Source organism: Chitinophaga sp. 10T418 (assembly GCF_056394125.1).
Map to the genome: position 1 here is coordinate 146,704 of NZ_JBFTHG010000008.1, position 23,958 is coordinate 170,661.

19 protein-coding genes are annotated in these 23,958 nt (G+C 45.9%); 11 read left to right on the plus strand and 8 right to left on the minus strand.

Annotated features, from left to right (window positions below):
* Positions 1-57: 57 nt before the first annotated feature.
* On the plus strand, positions 58-1,263 hold the full coding sequence (locus tag AC1DCV_RS23230; RefSeq protein WP_441574404.1) for a hypothetical protein: 1,206 nt from the start codon (positions 58-60) through the stop codon (positions 1,261-1,263).
* A gap of 46 nt (positions 1,264-1,309) precedes the next feature.
* Here AC1DCV_RS23230 and AC1DCV_RS23235 read toward each other — a convergent pair whose 3' ends face one another.
* A complete protein-coding gene (locus AC1DCV_RS23235) occupies positions 1,310-1,714 on the minus strand; it encodes a hypothetical protein (protein WP_477025383.1) in 405 nt (134 codons plus the stop codon).
* Between the two features lie 107 nt (positions 1,715-1,821).
* Here AC1DCV_RS23235 and AC1DCV_RS23240 point away from each other — a divergent pair, with 107 nt between their 5' ends.
* Complete coding sequence (locus AC1DCV_RS23240) at positions 1,822-2,364, plus strand: hypothetical protein (RefSeq protein ID WP_441574402.1); 543 nt, start codon at positions 1,822-1,824, stop codon at positions 2,362-2,364.
* Here the strand turns inward: AC1DCV_RS23240 and AC1DCV_RS23245 are convergent.
* Positions 2,361-3,461, minus strand: coding sequence for a lipase family protein (locus tag AC1DCV_RS23245; protein ID WP_477025384.1), 1,101 nt, complete (start codon positions 3,459-3,461; stop codon positions 2,361-2,363). The two genes, AC1DCV_RS23240 and AC1DCV_RS23245, sit on opposite strands and share 4 nt — an antisense overlap.
* A gap of 137 nt (positions 3,462-3,598) precedes the next feature.
* Between AC1DCV_RS23245 and aspA the strand changes: the two genes are divergently transcribed.
* The 3 genes from aspA to AC1DCV_RS23260 all read left to right on the plus strand — a co-directional run bounded on the left by aspA (position 3,599) and on the right by AC1DCV_RS23260 (position 7,669).
* Positions 3,599-5,002: an aspartate ammonia-lyase gene (gene aspA / locus AC1DCV_RS23250; protein WP_477025385.1), complete on the plus strand. Its 1,404-nt coding sequence runs from the start codon at positions 3,599-3,601 to the stop codon at positions 5,000-5,002.
* Between the two features lie 121 nt (positions 5,003-5,123).
* Positions 5,124-6,464: an anaerobic C4-dicarboxylate transporter family protein gene (locus AC1DCV_RS23255; protein ID WP_477025386.1), complete on the plus strand. Its 1,341-nt coding sequence runs from the start codon at positions 5,124-5,126 to the stop codon at positions 6,462-6,464.
* A 41-nt stretch (positions 6,465-6,505) separates the two neighbouring features.
* Positions 6,506-7,669 (plus strand): porin, encoded by a 1,164-nt coding sequence (locus tag AC1DCV_RS23260; protein ID WP_477025387.1) that lies wholly within the window; start codon positions 6,506-6,508, stop codon positions 7,667-7,669.
* 111 nt (positions 7,670-7,780) lie between these two features.
* Here AC1DCV_RS23260 and AC1DCV_RS23265 read toward each other — a convergent pair whose 3' ends face one another.
* Positions 7,781-10,240 (minus strand): MG2 domain-containing protein, encoded by a 2,460-nt coding sequence (locus AC1DCV_RS23265; RefSeq protein WP_477025388.1) that lies wholly within the window; start codon positions 10,238-10,240, stop codon positions 7,781-7,783.
* Between the two features lie 120 nt (positions 10,241-10,360).
* Here AC1DCV_RS23265 and AC1DCV_RS23270 point away from each other — a divergent pair, with 120 nt between their 5' ends.
* Positions 10,361-11,596 (plus strand): BaiN/RdsA family NAD(P)/FAD-dependent oxidoreductase, encoded by a 1,236-nt coding sequence (locus AC1DCV_RS23270; protein WP_477025389.1) that lies wholly within the window; start codon positions 10,361-10,363, stop codon positions 11,594-11,596.
* Positions 11,597-11,648: 52 nt separating this feature from the next.
* Here the strand turns inward: AC1DCV_RS23270 and AC1DCV_RS23275 are convergent, their stop codons facing one another.
* Both AC1DCV_RS23275 and folK read right to left on the minus strand, forming a co-directional pair.
* Positions 11,649-12,278, minus strand: coding sequence for a deoxynucleoside kinase (locus AC1DCV_RS23275; protein ID WP_441574395.1), 630 nt, complete (start codon positions 12,276-12,278; stop codon positions 11,649-11,651).
* Positions 12,279-12,309: 31 nt separating this feature from the next.
* A complete protein-coding gene (gene folK / locus AC1DCV_RS23280; protein WP_441574394.1) occupies positions 12,310-12,795 on the minus strand; it encodes a 2-amino-4-hydroxy-6-hydroxymethyldihydropteridine diphosphokinase in 486 nt (161 codons plus the stop codon).
* Positions 12,796-12,881: 86 nt separating this feature from the next.
* Between folK and sppA the strand changes: the two genes are divergently transcribed.
* The 5 genes from sppA to AC1DCV_RS23305 all read left to right on the plus strand — a co-directional run bounded on the left by sppA (position 12,882) and on the right by AC1DCV_RS23305 (position 17,702).
* Entirely contained in the window at positions 12,882-14,636 is a 1,755-nt protein-coding gene (gene sppA / locus AC1DCV_RS23285; protein WP_477025390.1) for a signal peptide peptidase SppA, read from the plus strand.
* Positions 14,637-14,798: 162 nt separating this feature from the next.
* Positions 14,799-15,905, plus strand: coding sequence for an ABC transporter permease (locus AC1DCV_RS23290; protein ID WP_477025391.1), 1,107 nt, complete (start codon positions 14,799-14,801; stop codon positions 15,903-15,905).
* Positions 15,906-15,944: 39 nt separating this feature from the next.
* Positions 15,945-16,475, plus strand: coding sequence for an SRPBCC family protein (locus AC1DCV_RS23295; RefSeq protein ID WP_477025392.1), 531 nt, complete (start codon positions 15,945-15,947; stop codon positions 16,473-16,475).
* Positions 16,476-16,560: 85 nt separating this feature from the next.
* Entirely contained in the window at positions 16,561-17,091 is a 531-nt protein-coding gene (locus AC1DCV_RS23300) for an SRPBCC family protein (RefSeq protein WP_477025393.1), read from the plus strand.
* A 116-nt stretch (positions 17,092-17,207) separates the two neighbouring features.
* Positions 17,208-17,702, plus strand: a complete 495-nt coding sequence (locus AC1DCV_RS23305; protein ID WP_477025394.1) for a DUF2911 domain-containing protein — start codon at positions 17,208-17,210, stop codon at positions 17,700-17,702.
* A gap of 69 nt (positions 17,703-17,771) precedes the next feature.
* Here the strand turns inward: AC1DCV_RS23305 and bioA are convergent, their stop codons facing one another.
* The 3 genes from bioA to AC1DCV_RS23320 form a co-directional block, all read right to left on the minus strand.
* Positions 17,772-19,058, minus strand: a complete 1,287-nt coding sequence (gene bioA / locus AC1DCV_RS23310; RefSeq protein ID WP_477025395.1) for an adenosylmethionine--8-amino-7-oxononanoate transaminase — start codon at positions 19,056-19,058, stop codon at positions 17,772-17,774.
* 119 nt (positions 19,059-19,177) lie between these two features.
* Positions 19,178-21,697, minus strand: coding sequence for an ATP-binding protein (locus AC1DCV_RS23315; RefSeq protein ID WP_477025396.1), 2,520 nt, complete (start codon positions 21,695-21,697; stop codon positions 19,178-19,180).
* Positions 21,698-21,970: 273 nt separating this feature from the next.
* Positions 21,971-23,920, minus strand: a complete 1,950-nt coding sequence (locus tag AC1DCV_RS23320; protein ID WP_477025397.1) for an LTA synthase family protein — start codon at positions 23,918-23,920, stop codon at positions 21,971-21,973.
* Positions 23,921-23,958: the final 38 nt, after the last annotated feature.

Here is a 23,958-nt window from a genome sequence, read left to right on the forward strand (position 1 = left end):
ACTATGCCACTATTGTTTTGTTTATAGAAGTATTTAATATTTAATTGTATATACATTATGGATCAGCTTAAACTGAAGTTGCAGGAGTACTATCAGCGTTACCAGCAAATGGATCAACGGGTGAAGCCTGGAAAGGAGGAGCCTGGTTTTGAGGACGTGCTGGACATGGAAAATGATATTCTTTCACAATTTGGATTGCCTACATCACGGCGTTTTGTGCAGATACTGCATGATTTTGTGCATCATGGGCACGTAAGTGACCAATTGGTGGATTATGTGAGCAAGAAACTGCGTGCTGCCGCACGTAAGTACCTTTTGGCGCCAGTTATGTCAGATATTGATCTTTTGGAAAGTGGCCGCGAACAGAAACGCAGCCCTTATGATGTACTGCCTGAACTGGGATACCCGGCCCAGGAGTACGCATTATTTCTTGTAGGAGAAATCTTCTATCGCCGTAACATGGCAGCAGGAGATATTTTGGATGAACTGAAAAAAATGCAGCATTTCGACAGCTGGAGTGATCTGATGCTGTTAAGTAAAATACATAACCATACTACACATGAAGTCTACGCCAAGCTGAAAAAGCAGGAGCTGCGCTTCATCGATGAGTTCATACAGTTTACCCGCCGGCAAGAGCCTTCCCGCCTGGTGAACAAGCGTGCTACTCCACTGGAAGATGGTTATACACCTAACTATAAAACGATTACCAAAGTGCAGGTAGAAGACATCATCTTTGATGAACAAACTACCCCCAGCCTATTTGGTAAAATAAAAAGTGGAAGAGGATATGCCCGCATCACCATCAGCCTGGAATTTTCAGAACTGAACCAGATCCTGATGAGCAGCGATGAACTGGGTGTTGAAATCAGCAATCATATTAAAAAACGCCTGGCCAATCCGGCAGCAGAGAAACCAACGGTGATAGATATACGCGCAGAATTCGGCGATGTATTGAAACTGGATAACTGTTACCTGGAAGTATACAAACCCCAGCACAGAGAAGGGAATAAGTGGGTAGAAGATAAAGACAACTTCTACTTCGTTGATAAAATTCTTACTAAAAAAGAATTTGAAAAACGCACCAAAGAAGCAGAAGTGAAACGTAAAATACAAGAGTGCCTCGAACTGATTGGCGGCTCCTATGTATATTATCAACGCCTGCGCCGCTTAGGAATTACAGATGAAGAAGCCAAGCTGCGCGCTGGTTTACAGGATGAACTGTTATTTAAATTATCCTACTTCCTGAACAAGGTAAAAGAATAAAATTTGATGCGTGTGATGATCTGTGAAAGGATCATCACACGTTTTTTTACAACAACCCTATCCCTAATGTGAGTACACCTGCACCCAACAGGAATACACCTGCATATAATATCCCAATCCATTGATTCGGCTGCGTTCTTTCCTTACCTGCGGCAGCTGCAAAAAATCCACCACTAATCAGTATCGTACCAAAAGGAATACTTATTCTTACTGCCCATGTAAGTGCATTATCTAATGTAGCTGCGTCTGTGAGCAACTGGCAAACCAGGGATAATATGACCAGCACACCAGCATGTGCATGACCGGCCCGGAACATGGATCGTTGAAATGGTGTAAGTGCCAACTGATTCATTTTTCCACTGAGGATCTTTAACAGGAAATATCCGCCGAATTGAATGGTAGGAATGGTGATGAGAATGAGTCCACACATTAGTCTGGCTGAAGGTGTCATAGCTGTAGTATTTAGTCGCGGCAAAAGTAAATCCTTAAAAGTGGATGGACCTTAACAAATGTTAGTTTATTCCTTTGCCGGAATTTTTTATGTTTGAGGAAAAAATAATGGAAGAACTCACACTCGGCGTTGGCTCAAGGGTACAGCACGCACATTTTGGCCCTGGGGTAATTGTAGCGGTGAAATACGCCCAATACCGCGTTACCTTCATGGATCATGGTATTAAGATGATCGACAAGACGGATCCTCTCTTTGAGGTACTGGTGGCGGAGAATACCACCTCCGAAGTGGAAACCGCTTCAGAGGTGGAAACATCTATATTGAAGATTCTGCGTCTGTGGGGAGGCATTACAGAAGTGGTGCCACTGGGCGATCGCTGGAAGGGCGGTAACCTGGTGCTGCAGCCAGGTGATCCCACCCTGAAAGCAAAGGAGCTGCCTATTGACACCTTCTTCCATAAAATAGTCATGCTACGTGACCGCTTGCGTGTGCTGGAACAAAACATCAACAGCCATAAAGTGCTCACAGATGAAGAGAAAGTAAATATGCAGCAGTATATTACCCGTATCTACGGCTCCCTGACTACTTTCAATGTATTGTTCAGAGATAAGGAACACTGGTTTACCGGCGAGAAAGGCAGCAATGATTAGTTGGCGTTTATCTTATAAATCTGTTCCAGTTCCCACCTGTAAGGTTCGAACATATGGTGGATGAAAATGTTTTTTCCATCAAACGGAAACAGTTCATCATAGCCCTTTACCGGGTATAAGATGATGGGCGTGCCTGCCGGGGTATAATTGTGACTGGTTACAAAATCCGGTTGCTGATACTCCGGTAGTACCTTTCTGACACGCTTGTAGGCAAACTTGCCCAATACCCGCTGCATACGCCTGGAAGAGCGTTTGGTAGGACGATCCAGGCGACCATACATGTAATTAAGTACGGCGCGTATGGCCCATTTCTGATCTTTCAGAGAGCCTTTAATATTCGCGAAAGGACTTACCGCATTGAAATCCCTGGTTGTTTGCAGAGAGAACGGTGTTTCAGGCACCCAGTCGCGTGCATTGACTACCCGCAGTCCCCAGCCTCCCCGGGTAATGAAATCATAGTCGTATGCATAGTATAGATTGCCGGGCTTAGGCGCAGCACTGGCGTATGTTTTGAACACAATATCTTTTGGGAGTCCATCGGTGTACTCAAAATAAGAGCGCAGCAGAAAAGAGATGGCGCCACCCTGGCTATGTCCGAAGATGATATATTCGTGTATGCCTTGCTGATAGTACTCGTTTATTTTACGTTTAATTTCAGGTCCCATAGCAGCTACTGCCAGCATCCATCCGGCATGTATGTAAGCTCTTGGATCTTCTGCCACTTTATAAGGCACTGCAGTACTGTCATTTAATTTCACTGTACCCTGCGATGGAATCATGCCTGCATAAAAGTTTTCCAGCCAGGATGTACTGCTACCAATGGTGCCACGGATCACAATAATACCCACGCCATCTTTTCGCTTCCACAGATCCCAACGGTTCACCAGCCCTGATTCTTTAGCACGATAAATCAACTCACAATCGCGCGGCGGATTACTCTTCACTTTGGTCCAGGGCGTATCTCCCATCCGTTCTGCCAGTTTTAACAATTCGCCGTACTCTGATGGGTTAAAGTTGGGCTGCAGTTGCTGGGAAAAAGTTTGATTTCTCCCGAAAAATAAAAATAGAAAAGAGATCAGTAAAATACGGTAGACCATAGATAATTATGAATTACAAATCATGAATGCCGAATGAAATACTAATAAAAGCACTTCACTTTAAGATAAAATAAAACAATTCGCACTGTTTCATTGTTCTAAATGCGTTTAACTTTCAGGCCTAAATTACTTTAAATATGGCAAAGAGAATTGAGCACGATTTCCTAGGAGAAAAAGAAATACCACCCGACGTATATTACGGTATTCAAACCCTGCGTGCAATTGAGAACTTTCATATTACCGGTATTCCCCTGATGGTGGAACCCGTTTTCGTACAGGCGTTGGGCTATGTGAAAAAAGGCGCCGCCATGGCCAACCGCGATCTGGGTGTACTGGATAAAAATATCGCAGAATATATTATCAAGGCTTGTGATCGCGTGATTGCTGGCGAGTTTAATAACCAGTTTCTGAGCGACCTGATACAGGGCGGCGCAGGTACTTCGGTGAATATGAATGCCAACGAAGTTATTGCGAACGTGGCCCTGGAAATGATGGGGAAGGAAAAGGGACAATATGAATTCTGTCATCCCAACAATCATGTAAACTGCTCACAGTCAACCAACGATGCTTATCCTACCGCTTTTCGCATAGCGCTCATGAATAAACTCACCGGGTACAAACTTACCCTGAGTGAGCTGGCAGAAGCTTTCGGCGCTAAAGGAGTGGAGTTTAAAAATGTGCTGAAAATGGGACGCACCCAGTTACAGGATGCGGTGCCCATGAGTATGGGCGATGAGTTCAAAGCCTTTGCTACCAATATCAACGAAGAGCTGTCCCGCGTGGAAGAAAGCAAACGACTCATCTCTGAAATAAATATGGGTGCCACCGCGATTGGTACAGGCGTAAATGCACCTAAGGGATATTCCGAACTGGTCACCAAATACCTGGCGACTATTACCGGCCTGGATCTGATACTGGCTGGAGATCTGATAGAAGCTACCTATGACACCGGTGCCTATGTGCAATTGTCTGGTGTGCTGAAACGTACAGCTGTAAAGATTTCCAAGATATGTAATGATCTGAGGTTATTATCTTCCGGCCCACGGACAGGGTTAAACGAAATTAACCTGCCTCCCATGCAGCCGGGATCTTCTATTATGCCGGGTAAAGTAAACCCGGTAATACCAGAGGTGGTGAACCAAACTGCTTTCTATGTTATTGGCGCTGATCTGATGGTGACCATGGCCGCAGAAGCAGGACAGCTGCAGCTCAATGTAATGGAACCTACTATTGCTTTCGCATTGTTTACTGCGATTACTTATATGAATAATGCCTGTCAGACGCTGAAAGATAAATGCGTAGTGGGTATCACCGCCAATGCAGACCGTACCAAAGAAATGGTGATGCATAGCATTGGTATTGTAACACAGCTGAATCCTATTATCGGATATGAAAAATGCTCCGCTATTGCACGCGAAGCACTGGAAACAGGAAAATCTGTTCATGATCTGGCAGTGAAGGAAAAGAAATGGGTAACGCAGGAAAAATGGGATGAAATTTTCACTTTCGACAACCTGATAAGACCCCAGTTTATTCAATAAAATACGCGGGCAGCTACCGCCTTCCGGTAGGCTGCCCGTATGTTCCGGCGCTCTCTCTTTGCCGGCGCCTGTCTGTAGTGTAGAAACATCCGATCATTATTATCAGATATACACACTTCATATGATCTGGTTACAATTTGCAATTTTGCTTGGGGCTATCCTTGCAGGCGCCCGAATGAAAGGTATTGGACTGGGTGTGATGGGAATGGTGGCATTGGCCATTTATATATTCCTGTTCCGCATGCGGCCTGCAGATCCTCCTATTGATGTAATGCTGATTATACTGGCGGTAGTGAGTACTGCGGCTACGTTGCAGGCTGCCGGTGGGATGGACTACCTGGTAAGACTGGCAGAGAAAATTCTACGCAGCAAGCCTTCGCTGATTGTATTGCTGGGCCCACTGGTGACTTATCTGTTTACCTTATTTGCAGGCACCGCACATATTACTTATTCGTTGTTGCCTATTATTGCAGAAGTATCTACCAAAAAAAGAATACGCCCTGAAAGAGCATTGAGTATTTCTGTTATTTCTTCTCACCTGGCTATCACGGCCAGTCCTATTTCCGCCGCCACCGCTGCTATATTAACGATCCTCAGTGGTAAAGTGGAGCTGCTGGAAATCCTCAAAGTATGTATTCCTGCTACGATTGTAGGAACATTGGCAGGTGTGGCGGTATGCTGGAAAATGGGTAAGGACCTCGACAAAGATCCCCAGTTCCTCGAAAAGATGAAAGACCCTGAGTTTGCAGCCAGCATTAATTCAGATACGGAAGCTGCCAGGGCGCCGCTGTTACCGGGTGCTAAAACTTCTGTACTGATTTTCGGGCTGGCGGTATTACTGATTGTACTGGTAGGAGCTTTCCCAGATATGTTGCCTTCTTTCGGAGAAGGTACCAGTAACCTGGCCGTAGATGCTGCCGGCAATATCAAAATGTCTGCAGTAATAGAACTGGTGATGCTGGCTGCTGCAGCCGCTATTATGCTGCTTTGCAGAACCACTACGGCTGCCGTGGCGAAAGCAAGTTTATTTAATTCCGGTGCGCAGGCAGTAGTATCTATTTTTGGTGTGGTATGGATGAGCGCTACTTTTATGCAAACCAACACCGATATCATAGAACATGCCTTGGGTGATATGGTGCGTGCTGCTCCGTGGACATTTGCTATTGCTCTTTTCCTGCTCAGCATCCTGCTTTTCAGTCAGGCCGCTACTACCAAGGCGCTCATGCCATTGGGTTTGTCACTGGGCATTATTCCTCCGCACCTGGTGGCTATGTTTCCGGCAGTAAATGGCGACTTTGTTTTACCCGGCTATCCTACACTGCTGGCCGCCATCAATTTTGACCGTACAGGCAGCACACATATAGGTAAATACCTGGTGAACCATAGCTTTATGTTACCAGGCTTTGTGAGTGTAGGTGTTTCTGTGGCAGTGGGTTTCCTCCTGGCAGGGATACTGTGGTAGCATTTTTACAGGCAAACTATGACTCCCGAAATCTAATGATTATGCATATCCGCAAATGGTTAATGGCGTGCATGCTATTGTACGCATTTACTGCATCTGCACAGCAGCAGGAATCTGCGAATGATACCCTGCATACCCCGCTGATACCGGTAAACAAGCAATCATTGCTGAATAATGTAGACGTCATCGCCAATATGCGTTTCGCCTTTCGCAATGACTTTGAAAACGGTACTTATACAGGTTCCCGCTTTGTGAATGAGCAGTTCCGGCTGGAGATCAAAGGTAAGGTAGCAGATAAGCTGTATTTCCGCTTCCGTGACCGCTACACCCGTGATCCGGTAACACAGTCTATTGATAACCTCAGCAGATCTACTGACCTGGCTTTTGTTCGTTTCGATCCCAATGAAAAATGGAAAATATATGCCGGTAAATTATGTGCAGATTGGGGCGGCTACGAGTTTGATGCGAACCCGATCGATATTTACGAATATTCCGACATCATCGAATATTCCGATAACTTCCTGACAGGTGCCGGACTGGGTTTTTTGCCTGATAAGAATAATGAATTCACTTTTCAGATACTCAACAGCAGAACCAAAACATTTAAGGAACTGTATGATTCTATTCCTGGTATCAGTGAAAGTAAATTTCCTTTTGCCGCGGTGATCAACTGGCGGGGTAATATGTTTGACGGCAAGTTCAGCACCATCTGGTCTTACAGTATATTTAAAGAAGCTACCCACCAGTACATGAACTACATTGCATTGGGCAACCAGCTTTCCTTAAACCGTTTCCGCCTGCAATATGATTTTAAATTAAGTCTTGAAAACCTGGATCGCAAGGGAATTGTGAGCAGCTTTACCCCCGATAAAAAAGCGGTGCAGGGCGTGAAATATATGAGCCACTGGTTGAGTGCTGATATACAACTGAGCAGGATTGTACACCTGGCTTTAACCGGCATGGTGGATTTTGCCTATTGGGATGGAAATCCCGACCCCAACAAAGATAAAAAACTGCGTACCGCCTGGGGATATATACCAGGTATAGAAGTATACCCGCTTAAACATGTGAACCTGAAAGTATATGCCAATATGATAGGACGGGTATACCGGTATACCAATTACGCACAAACGAAATTAGGGATGATAAACAATGATAACTATCGTTTCTCAATAGGGATTGTAACGCCGTTGTTGATTTTATAGCTTTTAGCTGTTAGCCATTAGCTTTTAGAAAAAATGCAGCGGAGCACATAGTATATATGTTTATCTCCGCTGCATTTTTTCTAAAAGCTAATGGCTAACAGCTAAAAGCTACTAAAATTCCTGTTCCAGTCTGCCTACGCTGCCATCATCTCCTATACCTTCTACGACTACACGAAAACGTTTGGTGAAATCGTTGTTGTAGAATTGTATCCTGGCGGTGTGTGTGAGTGTATCAACCGCTACGTTTGGATTCCAGTAGAGCGTGAGGCGTTTATCAGGTAAAGCATGTACTTCTTTCTTAACGGAGTAGTCAGGAGAATAGAACTGCTTCACGATGGTATAACCCGCTTTCTTATAAAGTTTAAAGCCTCTGATGCTTGGATCATTTTTAGGGGCATTGTCGCCACCTTTCTTCGTGTATACCGCAATGGYGCCGTTGGCACCACCAAATCCACCCATAAACGGAGGGCGGAATACTTTGATGAGGGCGATATCCTGTATGGAGAGGGTACCCAGCATGCTTACATCAGATTGCATTTCATTGAGGTATAAGCCTGGTTTGCCACCACGCCACGACAATGAAGGGTTACTCAGATCGCCGGTAATCTGCAGCCCTGCTACTTTAGATTGCAGATACTGGAATACGTTGAGTGCAATCGGATTTTCCTTGGTCAGATCAAATGTATAGCCATCGCCGCCGGAGAACATACCGGAGGTATAACGCTTTTCGGTGGTTTCTTCCGGTTTAACTTTTGTGGCATTGACGTTTACTTCTTTCAGGTATACCGTTTTGTTGTTGATGGACCGGTTTACCTTATTGCCTTCCGCTGCATTGGCCAGGAACTGCTTCAGGGCATTATTGTCTATCGCTGGTGGTATCCGCAATGGATAAGGTATTTTAACCTGGGTAGGGCGTTCGAAGAAGTGATTATCGAACTTCACATTTACATCTACTCCTTTTTTTACGAGGTCATTGCCCTGGTAGTAGATATAGGCCGTATCCGGGAACACCATGTTGGCAATTTCAAATTGACCTTTATCGTTGATAGGTGCAGAGGCGAACATGGAGGAGCTGTCTATCGGCAGGCGGATGATCATATCCAGTTTACCGGTAGGCATAGGACGGCCATTCAGCATGGTGGCTACTCCTTTCATCAGCAGCCCTTGTTCGTAAGGGAATCTGATTTCCGGGAATTCGTTATTCAGGATTTTTTCCCAGGCGAACCGTCTCCAGCCGTTGGTCATCATTACGAGGTCCAGACCACGGAGGGTGGAATCGGCATTGTTATGGAAATACCAGGACGGGTTGTATATATATCCTTTGAGATCGGAGGTCAGCAGGAAAGTAGAAACGATGTTATTTGAATTTTTATCTACCGGTACAGCATCGGCATCTGTAATTGCCATGGATATGCTGGTTTGCAGGGTATCCGGCAGGCGGATTTCAATGGCATTTTTCGCCCTGGGTTCTTTGTGGGTATCTGCGTCTAGTACATCCATTTGCAGGAGGTCATTTTTTCGGACGAAGGTGAGTCGTTCAGAGAGCGGCATACCTGATTTAGCGAACAGGGTAATTTGTAAGATACCTGAAGGCAGATGGTCTGCCGGGATAAAACCACTGATCCGGCCTTCGCCTACATCCAGACTGGCTTTGTACACCAGTTGGGAGCCCATTTGAGCCACAATCACCAGGTCATTAAAGGCGGTATCGCTTACATTACCGGGAACGGCCTGGTAAAAGATGCGGGCGCCTTTATTGAATACTTTCAGGGATGCGCCGGTGGTTACCGGTGCTGGCAGGGCAATTGTTTTGGTTTGTCCTTTGGCACTTTTCACCACTGCCTGGAAAATATCCTGTCCGTTGGCAGGGGTAATATCAAAGGTACCCATACCATCGTGAATGGTTTTAAGCGCAACGGAGTTGCCGCCTTTGGCATCTTTAACGGTACCGGAAACCTCAATCGGGTAGCCGTTGTTGTCAATGGCTTTGAAGGCCACGATATTAGGTTGGCCGGCAATAAGGTTACCACCTTCCGGGAAAAACTGTACTGCAAAGTCGGGCGCAACAACGCTGTCGGCGGGAGCGGTTGTTTTTTTGGAAGGATCAAATATTTCTATGGTCCTGTTATAGCTGAAAGCGGGATCGAAATTGAGCATCCAGGCGGTATAAGCCCTGAGCTGGTATACGCCCGGTTTCTGTGTTTCAGGAATATCGAAGTTACCCGGAGCGCCGGCATTACCGGCAGCAAACAGTTTCTTCTGTACAATGTTATTGTTCTTATCCAGCAACTCTACATAGAGATTGGTAGCGGAAGTGGAAGGCATTCCCTGCAGGKTGATATAGGCTTTGAACCAGATGGTTTCGCCGGAGGCGTAGTAGTCTTTATCCAGGTGGAGATAAACTTTTTCAGCCGGGTAGCGGGAACCAAATGTTTGTAATGCCTTCACTATGCGGTCGGACCAATCATTGGGCGATGGTAGTATAGCCAGTGCACTCATTACGCCGGTTAACAGAACGGCAGGGATCATCCATTTCAGGTGATGTCGCTTTTTCTTCAGGTGCGGTTGCATGCAATATATTTTGAGCCAGTATAATATATGTAAAAATATAAACTTCGGAAGATTAATCGGTAAGATTACGGCAGGTTTGTTATTATTGCGTGCTCAAGCCATGGTTTTAACAAGATTTTAATGAGTTCAGAACAGAAACGTTTAGTGGTGGCAGGCGGTGGAGCTGCCGGATTTTTTTGTGCGGTAAATGCGGCCCGTCTTTGCCCGCAGCTGGAAGTCGTGCTGCTGGAGAAAACAGGCAAGCTGTTATCCAAAGTGAAGGTAAGTGGCGGTGGCCGCTGCAATGTTACCCACAATGCACCGGATATTACGTATATGGCTAAACGCTATCCAAGGGGGCAGAATTTTGTAAAGAAATCATTTTCCCGGTTTTTTGTCTCCGATACCATCGCCTGGTTTGCCGAAAGAGGGGTGAAGCTGAAGGCAGAAGAAGATGGTCGTATGTTCCCTGTAACAGATAATTCCCAGACCATCATCGATTGTTTGCTGCGGGAAGCAGATAAATACCATTTGAATATCCGGACCAATACAGAGGTGACTTCCTTTAAAAAGGGGAAAAATGGCCGCTGGCAACTGCAATTGCAAAATGGCAGTGAGCTGGTAGCTGATTATTTATGTATTGCCGCCGGAGGGTATGCGCAGGCGGGCAAATTTGCCTGGCTGGAACAAAGCGGGCATAGCATCGTGCCACCGGCGCCTTCCCTGTTTACCTTTAACATGCCTGGTAATCCGATCACCAGCCTGATGGGAGTGGCCAACACAGCCCAGGTAAAAGTGGCTGGGACGAAGTTACAGGAAACAGGACCTTTGCTCATCACCCACTGGGGTATGAGTGGCCCGGCCATATTGCGCCTATCGGCCTGGGGTGCCCGGGAGCTGCAGCAACTCCAGTATACCTTTACAGCGATTGTGAACTGGCTGCCGGCCTATAATGAAAACACGCTGCGGGAAGACTGGCAAAGCCTGCGTTTTGAGTTAGGAAAACAGAAATTATATAATAAGAATCCATTCAGTTTGCCTCAACGGTTATGGCAATTTCTGCTGCAACAGGTAGGAATACCGGAAGAAATGCGTTGGGCTGACCTGCCGGCCAAAGACCAGAACAAGTTAATGAAATTGCTGGTCAGCATGGAGTTCCCGGTAAAAGGTAAAACTACCTTTAAAGAGGAATTTGTAACCTGCGGTGGTATTACGCTGAGTGAAATAGATCCTGCCACCATGGAGAGCCGGCTGGTACCTGATTTATATTTTGCCGGTGAGGTAATGGATGTAGACGGTATCACAGGCGGCTTTAATTTTCAGCATGCCTGGACCAGCGGTTTTGTAGCGGCGAATGCTATTGCGCAGAAGGTTTAAAGCGGATTTTGTCTTTGTCCGGGAGAATCCTGGACAAAGACAAAAAATCGTACTACAGCTTTAAGTAATGCACGCCCGGTGCATACTCTTTTTCCAGCGCCAGCAGCAGGTTATTAAAGTCTTCCGGCTGACGGAGAAAATCTACTTTGGTGGTATCTACCACCAGTGTACGTACCGGATGCTGCTTAATATACTGCATGTACATATCATGTACACTCATGAGGTATTCGTCCGGAATATGTTGTTCGTAAGTACGGTTACGGTGTTTGATATTTTCCTGAAGCTTGGTAACAGGTGCGTTCAGGAAGATAAGTAGTTCGGGTTGTACCAGCTGCGGATTGATGATGTCGAATAATTTCTGATACAGGGCATATTCTTCTTCCGGCAGATTGATTTTTGCAAACAGCAGGCTTTTAATAAAGAGGTAATCGGAGATAATGATATCGCTGAAAAGATCCTGCGACTGCAGCATTTCTTTCAGTTGTTTATAACGTTCCGCCATGAAAAACAATTCAAGGGGGAAGGCGTATTGTTGCGGGCGTTCGTAAAAGAGGGGGAGGAAAGGATTATCTGCAAATTCTTCCAGGATCAGTTTCGCAGAAAAATGAGCAGACAGCATATTGGCCAGTGTTGTTTTGCCAGCGCCGATATTCCCTTCTACCGTAATAAATTTATAGTGCATGAATGTGTTGTTTAGAATGATGCTAACCCGTTTAGTTGGAGTAGCGGTTAACCGGTAATGTATCCGGGCAGCTGGCTGCCAGTTCTTTAACTGTTTTATGTAACACCGGGTGTACATAATCCGGGACGATTTCCAGCAAAGGCACCAGTACAAATTGCCGTAGCTGCATCCGGGGATGCGGCAACTTTAATTCCGGTAGGGCTATAATGCTGTCGTTAAAGAAGATAAGGTCGATGTCAATGACCCTCGATCCCCATTTCTCCTGACGGATACGTCCAATCTTTCTTTCTATTTCCAAAAGTGTATGCAGTAACGTTAGTGCATCCATTGTGGTGCGGATTTCTACACCCTGATTAAGATAATCAGGCTGGTCCACGGCTCCCCAGGGAGCGGTCTGGTATAAGGCGGAGATCTGTACGACCTCTCCGGCTGTTTCTGAGATCAGCTGTACCGCCTTTTCAAGGTTCCCGGTACGATCACCCAAATTGCCACCTATAAGTAATATTGCTGTATTCATGTATATTTCAAGCCCCAAAAGTAGCCATATTCCTTATTTTTGAAAAAATGTATCTTTCTATCTCAGTTTCATCTTAACCAAAAAGTATGCGTTTCTTCAAAGTTTTCCTGGCAGCCTTTCTTGCATTTGTTGCATTTGCAGGTATATGCATCATCGTGTTGATGGTCATAATAGGCAAGGCCCTTACCTCCGAAAAGGTAACCATTAACCCCAACGGCGTACTGGTGCTCGAAACGGGCCAGTCGTATAAAGAACAGAAAGTAGTAAACCCGCTTAGTGCCCTGATGCCGGATGATGAAGGAGAGGTGCCTGGTTTGTTTCAGGCAGTACGACTGATCGAAAATGCAGCCAATGATGATAACATTAAAGGTATTTATCTCAAAGTAAATGGTAATCCCAGTGGTTTTGCCAGCACAGAAGAGTTGCGTAATGCGTTGCTTCGTTTCCGTAAATCAGGCAAATTTGTGTATGCATATGGAGAAGTGATGGGGCAAGGCGCTTATTACCTGGCTTCCGCTGCTGATAAAATTTACCTGAACCCCAAAGGTGGACTGGATTTCACAGGTTTCTCCACCCAGATCCCTTTTTTAAAGGGAGCATTGGATAAACTGGAAATAAAACCGGAAATTTTCTATTGCGGCAAATTCAAAAGCGCTACCGAGCCATTGCGTGAAACGCAGATGACCGAAGCTAACCGTATTCAAACTACCCAGTTCCTGGGAGAGTTGTACGGTACTTTCCTGCAGGGAGTAGGCAAAGCACGTAATATAGATACTGCTACCTTACATGGATACGCCAATGAAAATTTGATCCAGGAGCCCGATGATGCGTTGAAATATAAGCTGGTAGATGGTTTGAAATATGATGATGAAGTAACTGCGGAGTTGAAAAGTAAAACAGCTACCAAGACGGATGGTGACATCAACTTTGTTACCCTGGGGAAATATAATGTAGGTACCGAACTTTCCAGCGGCACGGGAGAGGGCAGAATTGCACTGATCTATGCGCAGGGTGATATTGTGGATGGAGAATCTGATAAGGATAATACCATTGCCAGTGCAAATTATATCAGCGAAATCCGCAAGGTAAGAGAAGATAAGCATGTGAAGGCCATCGTGTTCCGTGTGAACTCCGGTGGCGGTAGTGCGCTGGCTTCTGAAGTGATCTGGAGGGAACTGTCGCTGGCGAAGAAAGTAAAACCAGTGGTCGTATCTATGGGCGACTATGCCGCTTCCGGTGGTTATTATATTTCCTGTATGGCCGACAGCATTTTTGCAGAGCCTAATACCTTAACCGGTTCTATCGGTGTATTTGGTGTGATGTTTAATCTGCAGGATTTCTTTAAAAATAAGCTGGGTGTTACTTTCGATGGTGTTAAAACGGCACAGTATGCCGATCTGGGTTCAGTAGGTCGTCCGTTGACAGAAGGAGAGAAGCGCTTTATCCAGAATGGTGTTGACAGTACCTATGCTTCCTTCAAATCCCGCGTGGTAGCCGGCAGAAAGCTGGATCCTGCTGTGGTGGACAGCATCGCCCAGGGACGTGTATGGAGCGGTGTAGAGGCAAAACAACTGGGACTGGTAGACCGTATAGGTGGTGTGAATGAAGCCCTGGCTTGTGCGGCGCGACTGGCAAAATTATCTGAGTACCGTTTAAGGGAATATCCTGAAGCTGGAAAGAATAAGATCGCCCGGTTCCTCAAAGGGTTAGGTGCAGAGACCAGTGCCAACATGGTGAAAAAAGAGCTGGGCGCTAATTATGAGCTGTATCAACAATTGAAAGACGTGCAGCAGTTGCATGGCCAGATACAGGCAAGAATACCATTTAAATATAGCTTCTAAGAGCAGAAGGCTCAAAGCATAAAGCAAAAAGCTATTGTAGCATAGATCGAAGCGGATACAATATCCCTTTATATCTCCGCTACAATAGCTTTTTGCTTTATGCCTTAGGCTTTCTCCTTTTTTATAGTAGTTTTGCTTCCGGTTTTTAAAATAGCAGATCAGATGAATGGAGCTAAGTACAATCAGTTGAGGGCCATGCTGGCGATTACGAAAGGAAGTTTAAGGGGTATATTCCGGAGTCCTTCCGCCGTGGTGTTTAGTTTGGGGTTCCCGCTGGTATTTATCCTGGTGTTTGGGTTTATAGGAGGCAGTACTGTTTCCGTAAAAGTGGGAGTAGGCCGCCAAACCGATACTACGAGTGAGTTTTATAAGAACTTGCATTATATAAGCGCCCTGAAGCTGGTAACGGATCAACCGGCAGCTGACATGGAGGAAGACCTGAAGAAAGGGCGACTGGTGGCTATTTTGAACGTGGTGCCTGTGGAAAGTGCAGATAAGGTGCCGCACTATGAAATTGATATCCGGACGTCTACCGCTTCAGATGCCAGTAAGAAAATGATCCTGATGGGCGTGTTGAAAAATGTGACCGCCAACATGGATGACTCCTCTTATAAACGTCCTACTGTGGCTGTTTTTAAGCAAACAGAGATCCCCGGACGGGAATTTAAGACCATTGACTTTATTTTACCGGGACAGCTGGGATTTGCGCTGATGAGTGCGGCCGTATTTGGTACCGCTTTCCTGTTTTATAATATGCGTCAAACGCTGGTACTCAAGCGTTTCTTTGCTACGCCTATCAAACGTACCTATATTGTACTGGCGGAGGCGCTGAGCCGGATGATCTTCCAGTTGATCAGCTCTGTGGTGATTATTGCGCTGGGGCATTTTGCGTTTGGCTTTACGCTGGTGCATGGTTTTGCCACTTTCCTGGAAATGCTGGTATTGTCAGTGTTCGGGCTGCTGGTATTCATGGGCTTTGGCTTTGTAGTAAGCAGTCTGGCTAAAAACGAAAGCACCATTCCTCCTTTGGCCAATATTGTTACCCTGCCACAGTTCCTGCTGGCGGGCACTTTTTTCCCGATAGATTCCTTCCCGGGCTGGCTGCAGCCTATTTGCAAAATAATGCCGCTGACTTACCTGATTGATGCGTTGCGGAAAGTGGCCTTTGAGGGGCAACATCTCTGGAATGTAGGTTGGGATATTGCCATTCTTACTTTGTGGGGTGTTGTCGTATATGCGGTAGCCGTGAAAGTATTCAAGTGGGAATAGTGTGATTTTATTAGCTTTGTGCTATCTAAATCCAGTCAGATGCAAGCCTTTTTCATTATTCTGGGTGCATTTATTGTCCTTGTACTGGGGCTTTTCATTTTCAGTTTATTCCTGTCACCCACCGTTAAAGTGGAACGTTCGCTGTTAGTCCCGGCAGCAGCCGGTGTTATTTTCCCATTGGTAAATGTGGTGCGTAACTGGGAGCTGTGGTCGCCCTGGAAAGAGCAGGACCCGGCGGTGAAAATTACCTATGGAGAAAAGGAAAGCGGAGTAGGCGCGGGATATAGCTGGGAAAGCAGCAACCGCAATGTAGGCAAGGGGCACATGTCTGTCACGGAGTCGCGGGCAGATCAGTACATCGCTACAGATACCGATTTTATGGCCATGGGACTCGCCAAAGGCTATTTTCGCTTTGATACCGTTACCGGAGGCACCCTGGTTACCTGGGGCATGATTTGCCATATGGGGCAGCATCCATTGAGAAAAGTCATGGGCCTGATGATGGACAAGTGGGTGGGGAAAGATTTTGAAAAGGGATTGGAGAATATAAAAAGGATTGTCGATAAATAGAATTACGAATGAGGAATTACGAATTACAGGGTATGATATACTCCATGCTCCGTAATTCATCATTCGTAATTCGTAATTTCTTTCTATGCGTCTTATTAAGTTGTTGCTGATCAGTGTGATCATTTTGGGCAGTATGATTTTTCTGCTGTCATTGTTATTTCCATCTACGGGAGTGGTAGAGCGTACCGGCGTGATACGGGCCCCAATTTCCGTGGTATATGCACAGATCAGTGACCTGAAGGCATGGGAGCCCTGGAATCCATGGACAAAGCCAGACAGCACCGCTACCCTCGTATTTTCAGGGCCGGCTGCCGGCACAGGCGCCTGGTATAGCTGGGACGGCAAGGAAAGCAGTGGAAAGGTAACGATCCTGGACAGTGATCCGGCTAAGGGCATACATTACCTGCTGGATATCAAAGGTGCCAGACCTGTAAATGGAGGTATTGAACTAAAGCCCACAGCAGATGGAGCATCCACGGCTATATTCTGGCATATGGAAATCAAACTGGGGATGCTGCCGTGGTGGAAATTAAGAGGATTTGTAACGGACCGGATCTATGGGCCTGCCATGGAAACCGGCTTAACTAAGTTGAGTGATATCTGTGAAAAGAAGTAATATGGAGTTATTTTACCATTGATCCCATTGTTTTGCTTACAACGGATTTTATGGTTTAATTTAAATTGTAAAGCTTTCTTGAAAAATTCTTCTTATTTCAGAAAAAACTTAAAAAAATGAAACATTTCTTTTTGGCAACCTTATTTTTGGCAGTTACCAGCCTCGTTTTTGCACAGGAAAAGCCACGTAAGAGTCCACACGTTACAACAGAAGCCAACGGTATTAAAGTAGTTTACGGACAACCTTCTAAAAATGGCCGCGTAATTTTTGGCACCCTGGAGCCATTCGGTAAAGTATGGCGTACCGGTGCCGATGAAGCCACTCAAATCACCTTCAGCAAAGATGTTGTATTTGGTGGTAAACCTGTAAAAGCCGGCACTTACACTTTATTTTCTATTCCTGATCCTAAAACCTGGACCGTTATCCTCAATGGTAAACTGGGTCAATGGGGTGCTTATGATTACGACAAAAATAAAGGTGAAGATGTGGTAGCAGTAAAAGTAAAGCGCGAAGCATTGGCTACGCCGGCTGAAAAGCTCACATTCACATTACCAGGCAATGCTGTGGTATTTGAGTGGGATGATACTAAAATTGCTGTACCGGTAAAATAATTGTACTGGGTGAAGTATTTACAAAGAGGCTGTCTGAAAAGACGGCCTCTTTGCATTTAAGCCATTTTTTTATTGGTGGCCAAGTGTTGGTATCAGTTCCCGGATGCTCTCATATACCTGGTCCAGCTGTTCGTTGGTGATGCAGTATGGTGGCAGTATATAGAGTGTATTACCCAACGGGCGCAGCATGATCCGTTTTTCCCGGAAGAAGCGGTGCAGGTGATCTGCTAACGCATTCGTATACCCGTCTGCGTTGGAGGTTACTATTTCAAATGCGAGGATAGTACCCAGCAATCTTGGATTTTTTATCATCGAAAACTGTTGCAGTTCGCTTAAGAAGGCAGCATGTTTTTCGTGTATGCGTTCCCGGTTCAGTGCACAGGCGGGATCGGTAAAGATGTCCAGGCTGGCCAGTGCGGCGGTGCAGGCGAGGGGGTTGGCCGTGAAGGAATGGCCATGGAATAATGTTTTCAGCTTATCGTTCGATAGGAATGCTTCGTATACGGCAGCGGTGCTGGTGGTTACGCCCAGCGCCATGGTGCCGCCGGTAAGCCCTTTGGAGAGGCATATCATATCCGGTTGCGTATGGAGATACTCCATGGCAAAGTTTTTTCCGGTTCTGCCGAAGCCGGTCATTACCTCATCGGCGATGAGTAAAATATTTTTGGAAGCGCAATACTGTAACAGTTGCTCAAATGCATTGGCATCGTACATCACCATCCCACCGGAGCCCTGGAGCAGTGGCTCAAAAACAAAGGCAGCTATGTCTTCCGGCTGTAAGTCTTTTATAGTATTTATTATTTGTGAGATGTTTTCCGCGGTGGGTACCTCCAGGAAGTGAACATCAAACAAAAGGTCATCGAACACGCGGGTGAACACACTTCTGCCGCTCACACTCATAGCGCCGAAAGTATCGCCATGATAGGCATTTTTAAAGGCCAGTATTTTATGTTTACGGGTACCTTTATTATCCCAGTATTGTATGGCCATTTTCAGGGCTACTTCTATCGCAGTAGATCCGTTGTCGGAGTAAAATATGCGGCGTTGGTTATCCGGCAGGATCTGTAGCAGGCGTTCCGCCAGGTTTACGGCCGGAGGATGGGTATACCCGGCAAAGATGCAATGTTCCAGTTGCAGCGCCTGGGCGGCCAGTTGCTGTGCAATATGTGGATGTGCATGGCCGTGTATGTTTACCCACCAGCTGGAAGTGGCGTCTATATAGCTGTTGTTTTGTTCATCGAAAAGAAGTGCGCCCTGTCCACGTACAATACCGATAGGCGCAGGAGCGGTTTGCATTTGTGTATACGGGTGCCAGATGACGTCCAGGTCCCGGGCCGACAAAGAAGGTGTTTGCATAATTGTTGGCTTTTTGTGCAGGCGCGAAGGTACTTTTAAAAGCGGAAAGCGGAAGGCAAAAGCAAAAAGCTATTGACACGAATGAGTTTGTATGATCGAACCAGGATATTGAGGTATTATCAGCTGTGGTCATTCGCGTCAATAGCTTTTTGCTTTTGCCTTCTGTTTTTCGCTTCTTCCAAAATATGCAGGAGATCTTCCGCAGCATAGGGTTTGGGCAGCATATCTTTCACCTGCAATTTATGGAGCCGCTCTTTTACCTCCGGCATAATATCCGCGGTAAGTACAATGATAAAAGCGTTGGGCTGCAGGTGTTGTATATGCGGGATGGTTTCATAGCCATTCATTTCCGGCATATGCAGGTCGAGGATGATGCCATCGAAAGACTGTTCCTGCATTTTGGCCAGGGCTTGCCGGCCATTACTGGCGGTGACGATGGTGGCGCCTGAATTTTTCAGCTGTAATCCAATGATGCGTATGTTGATGGCATTGTCTTCCACTACGAGCAACGTGATGTCGTTGAGGAAGCCAGTGGCTTGTTTCTCTTTTTTACGGAGTTGATTGGCTTCGTTTTCCGGAACGGCGAAACGGATATCAAAGCGGAAAATGGTGCCTTCATTTTTCTGGCTTTCCAGGGTGATATTGCTGTTATGGAGGTTGACCAGTTTTTTTGTGATGGCCAGGCCTAATCCCGTACCACCATGATGGCGGGTGGTGGCAGAATCTTCCTGTACAAAAGTTTCAAATATTTTATCCTGCATTTCAGGGACTATGCCTATCCCGGTATCTTTTACCATAAAGGAGATATTGCAGGTATCTTCCGTGCTGCGTTCCATTTGTACGGCTATGGTAACGCTGCCTTCGTTGGTAAACTTGATAGCGTTGCTGAGGAGGTTATTGATGATTTGTGAGAGCCTGACCGGATCGCCGGTAATGTTGGCCGGCAGTCTTCTATCGATGTTGGACACCAGTTCAATTCCCTTGGATTTGGCCATTGGCTGGTAGTTGGTGGTAATACCCTGTATAAGGGCCGCCGGATCGAAATGAATTTTTTCCAGTTCAATCTTACCTGCTTCCATCTTGCTGAAGTCAAGAATATCATTAATAAGACCCAGCAAATGGTTGGCAGAGAATTGCAGGCTATGAATGACTTCTGCATGTTCTGTCATCGGATTTTCTTCCAGGATGCCTGCAATGCCTATGATGGCATTTAAAGGAGTACGGATTTCGTGGCTCATAACGGATAAGAATTCACTTCTTGATTGTGCTGCTTTTTGTGCGCTGTCCCTGGCATTGGTGAGTGCCAGTTCAGTATCTTTTTTATCGGTGATATCCATGATGATACCCCGGAAATGTGTCAGGTGGCCGTTATTGTTTCGTACGGGCCGGCCTACTGTCCGTACCCATGTTTTGGTACCTTTGGCAGAAATATGCCGTAGTTCCAGGTCAAAAGGTACATTCTCGCTGGAGAGGAGATCTCGGGCGGCTTCAAAAACCGGCTGATCATCGGGATGATAGAAACTGGCTGCTGCATGAAATGTAATGGGGAAGTCGGGTGGTACTTCTCTCAAAGCATACACTTCTTTGGTCCAGTACATTTCGCCGGTCACCACATTGAATTCCCAGCCCCCCATTTTACCCATTTGCTGGCAAATACCGAGTAACTGATTGCTTCGCTTCAATTCTGACTGTGCCTGCTGGTAGCCGGTATGTTTTCTTTCCCGGGTGGAAATATTCCTGATAAGCAGTAATATCCGTTTAGGGCCTGGTTGCGGGCTATTGATGAGCGTCATTTTCAGTTCGTACCAATGCTCAAGACTTTGCCGGATGTCCGGATATAGGTACTCCTGGGGTTCTCCCGTCCGCAGGATTTTGTCTGCCAGGCGATTAAAGGCAATGGAATGTTCGCCCAATACTTCGGATATGGTTTTGCCTATTACTTCTTCCCGGGGACGAAACAGGAGGCTTTCCTGGTTGCACCATACTTTGGTGAAGACTTTCTGATCATTCATTTCAAACACAATATCGTCCAGCGTCATCATGAGTGCCTCCCATTCTGATTTCAGTTCGGTATGTACATTTTTCAATTGCTGGTATTCACGGACACGGAAGGCATGTCCGTGCTGATTACCCAGCACCTGCAGCAGGGGCTGAAGTAGTTGTATGGTGGCGGTAGTATACCTAGTGGTTTTGCTGATCAGGCCTATTATAGCCAGGACCTTTTGTTGAAATACAATCGGAATTCCCAGAAACGACCAGGAGTTGACGGCTCCACTATCAACAGTACTGATATGCGGGTGCCCGCTATAGACCGCCTTTTGCAGGGACGCAGCAAAGCTTCCTTCGCTTTCCGGCATCCGGCTTTTGGCAAGCGGTTGCCACTGAACGACACCATTCCGGTTTTGAATCACTTCGCTCACAAAACCGTGCTCACTGTTTGTTAGTGAAATCAGATCGGGTAATAAATGTTCATACGCATCATGGATGCGTTCGGGTGTTGCAAAATTATCATGAATACTACCAATGATTTCCAGTAATTTTTGCTGGCGCATTAGTCTTTCATGCAGCTGCATATCATCTTTCATTTCCCCGCCGTCCGGATCACTTTCTAGGGAACCCGTAAAAGTTGTAGCCAGCATGAGTGATGTTGATTTTACTGTTTTGGTTGTTTTCAGCAAATAAAAAAACAAGGCATTGCCGTCAATGGCTGACAGTACTGCTATATGTTGGACGAATGTTGCTTAAAAGAGGCCAGATTATGAGTACCGGTTGGTAGAAAAATTATCAATATGATACCGGGGAAATAAATTTAGGGAATTATGAGGAAAAACAAACATGAAATATTTCGTGATTGGGAGAATTTGTGCTGCAATACCAGGTGATGCTAACAAATTCTCCCAATCACGAATGGATTACTTCTTCATCCCGCCGTTTTTAAACAACGAGTAAGCCGTTTGATAATTCGCAATGCTGTTTTTCAGCAGACTGCTATCCATAGGTGCTGCGTGTTGTTCATTGCGTGCCTGGTTCCAGCTAAAGCAGGCTGCTTTTTGTTGTGGACTGAGGATGAGTAATTTTCCGGGTTCCAGGTAGCCCAGTTTCTGGTAAGTGCTGATCATGGCACGTGGCTGGTAGCCAGGCTCCAGTACATTTTTTCCGTAGAGTTTGCTGTTGTAACTCCAGTGCAATAAGCTCAACAGGGTAGGGTAGATATCTATCTGTGAGCACATAGCACTGATTTCCTGTGGCGTAGCCCCGGGTACATTGTACAGGATGCAGGGGATATGATATTTGCTGATTTCAATTTCATTTTTACCGGCGCTGCTGGCACAATGATCTGCTACGAAGATGACTACCGTATTTTTAAACCAGGGTTTGGTGCTGATATTTTTCAGGAACTGTCCGATGGCGTAGTCGGTATATTTTACCGCACCTTCCCGGCTTGCACCGGAAGGAATATCTATTTTACCGGAAGGGTAGGTGAAAGGGCGATGATTGGAGGTCGTCATAATGAAGTCGTAGAACGGCTTTCCTGCGGCGTACTTCTCATCGGCACTTCTGATAGCGGCGTTGTAAATATCTTCATCACAGATACCCCAGGCATTTGAGAATTGAACGGCGCTATCTGGTATGTTGGTACGGGTAGTGGTGATCTGATCTTCTACTAGCTTCCGGCGATGTCGGTCGGTGATATCGTAGCCGTTGTTGCCGAAAAATTTATTCATGTTGTCGAAGTAGCCATCGCCACCATAAAAGAAAGTGCTTTCGTAACCGGCCTGTTCAAATATCTGGCCTACAGAAAACAGGCCTTCATTGTTTTTGCGGCGTACAATACTTTGTCCGGGTGTAGGAGGAACGGCCAGGGTAAGGGCTTCCATCCCTCTCACTGTGCGGGTGCCGGTAGCATACATATTGGTAAACAGGATACTTTGTTTTGCAATGCTGTCCAGTACCGGTGTGATGTGCTGGGTGTTGCCGAAGCGGTCCATGAAGTCGGCACTGAAGCTTTCGATGGTGACCATCATTACATTCGGCATTACGCGTGTAGCCGTATCCGTTATACTTCTGTAAACACTCTTACCATTCTCCAGGTAACGACTGTCTGGTGACTGCAGGAGGGAGCGCATGCGATCGAACACCTTGTTGTCATCTTCCAGTAAATAATATTTATCATAAGCCAGCTCATTATTCTGGTAAGCAGAAATAAAGGAATAGACGCCTGCTTTGGATAACTCCTGCGCATAGCGGTTTTTACTTTTTTCTGCCCAGGTATTGCTGATAAAATAAACGTGTAGCAGAAGTAATCCCAGCAAGGTGGCAAATGTGAGCAATCTTTTTCCCCAGGAAGTATTAGACTGGAAGCTGTTGCGGAAAGTCCCCCGGCGACTAAGGCCCCAGGTAAGCAGGAACGTGAACAGCAGTACGCCTCCAATCAGTAATGGCAATGGGTATGACTCATTGATATTACCGATCACCTCGTATGTATATATGAGATAATCTACTGCTATAAAGTCAAAGCGACCGGCATATTCTCCCCAGAAAGTAAATTCAGCGAAGAAGGAAAATACCAGGATCATGGTGGCCAGGAAAAAGCCGATATAGGTAAATACCCGGTTAAATAACGTACTATTCAGCCGCTGTGGCAGTATTAAGAGGTAAAAGGCGTAAGCAATGGTAAAGAACAGCGCCACTCCTACATCGTAGACAAGACCTTTGCCGTAAATAGCGGGTATATCAGAGATATGGAGGCCGGATTGTGGATAAATCCAGATAAGCAGAGCAGTTCTAACCAGGAATGACAGGATAAGGAGTAAGGTACCAAAGCCAAATAAAACGGCGTACCTGTTTTTTGCAGATCTCATTTTGCACAGAAAATTAGGATCGCGAAGGTACGCCGTTC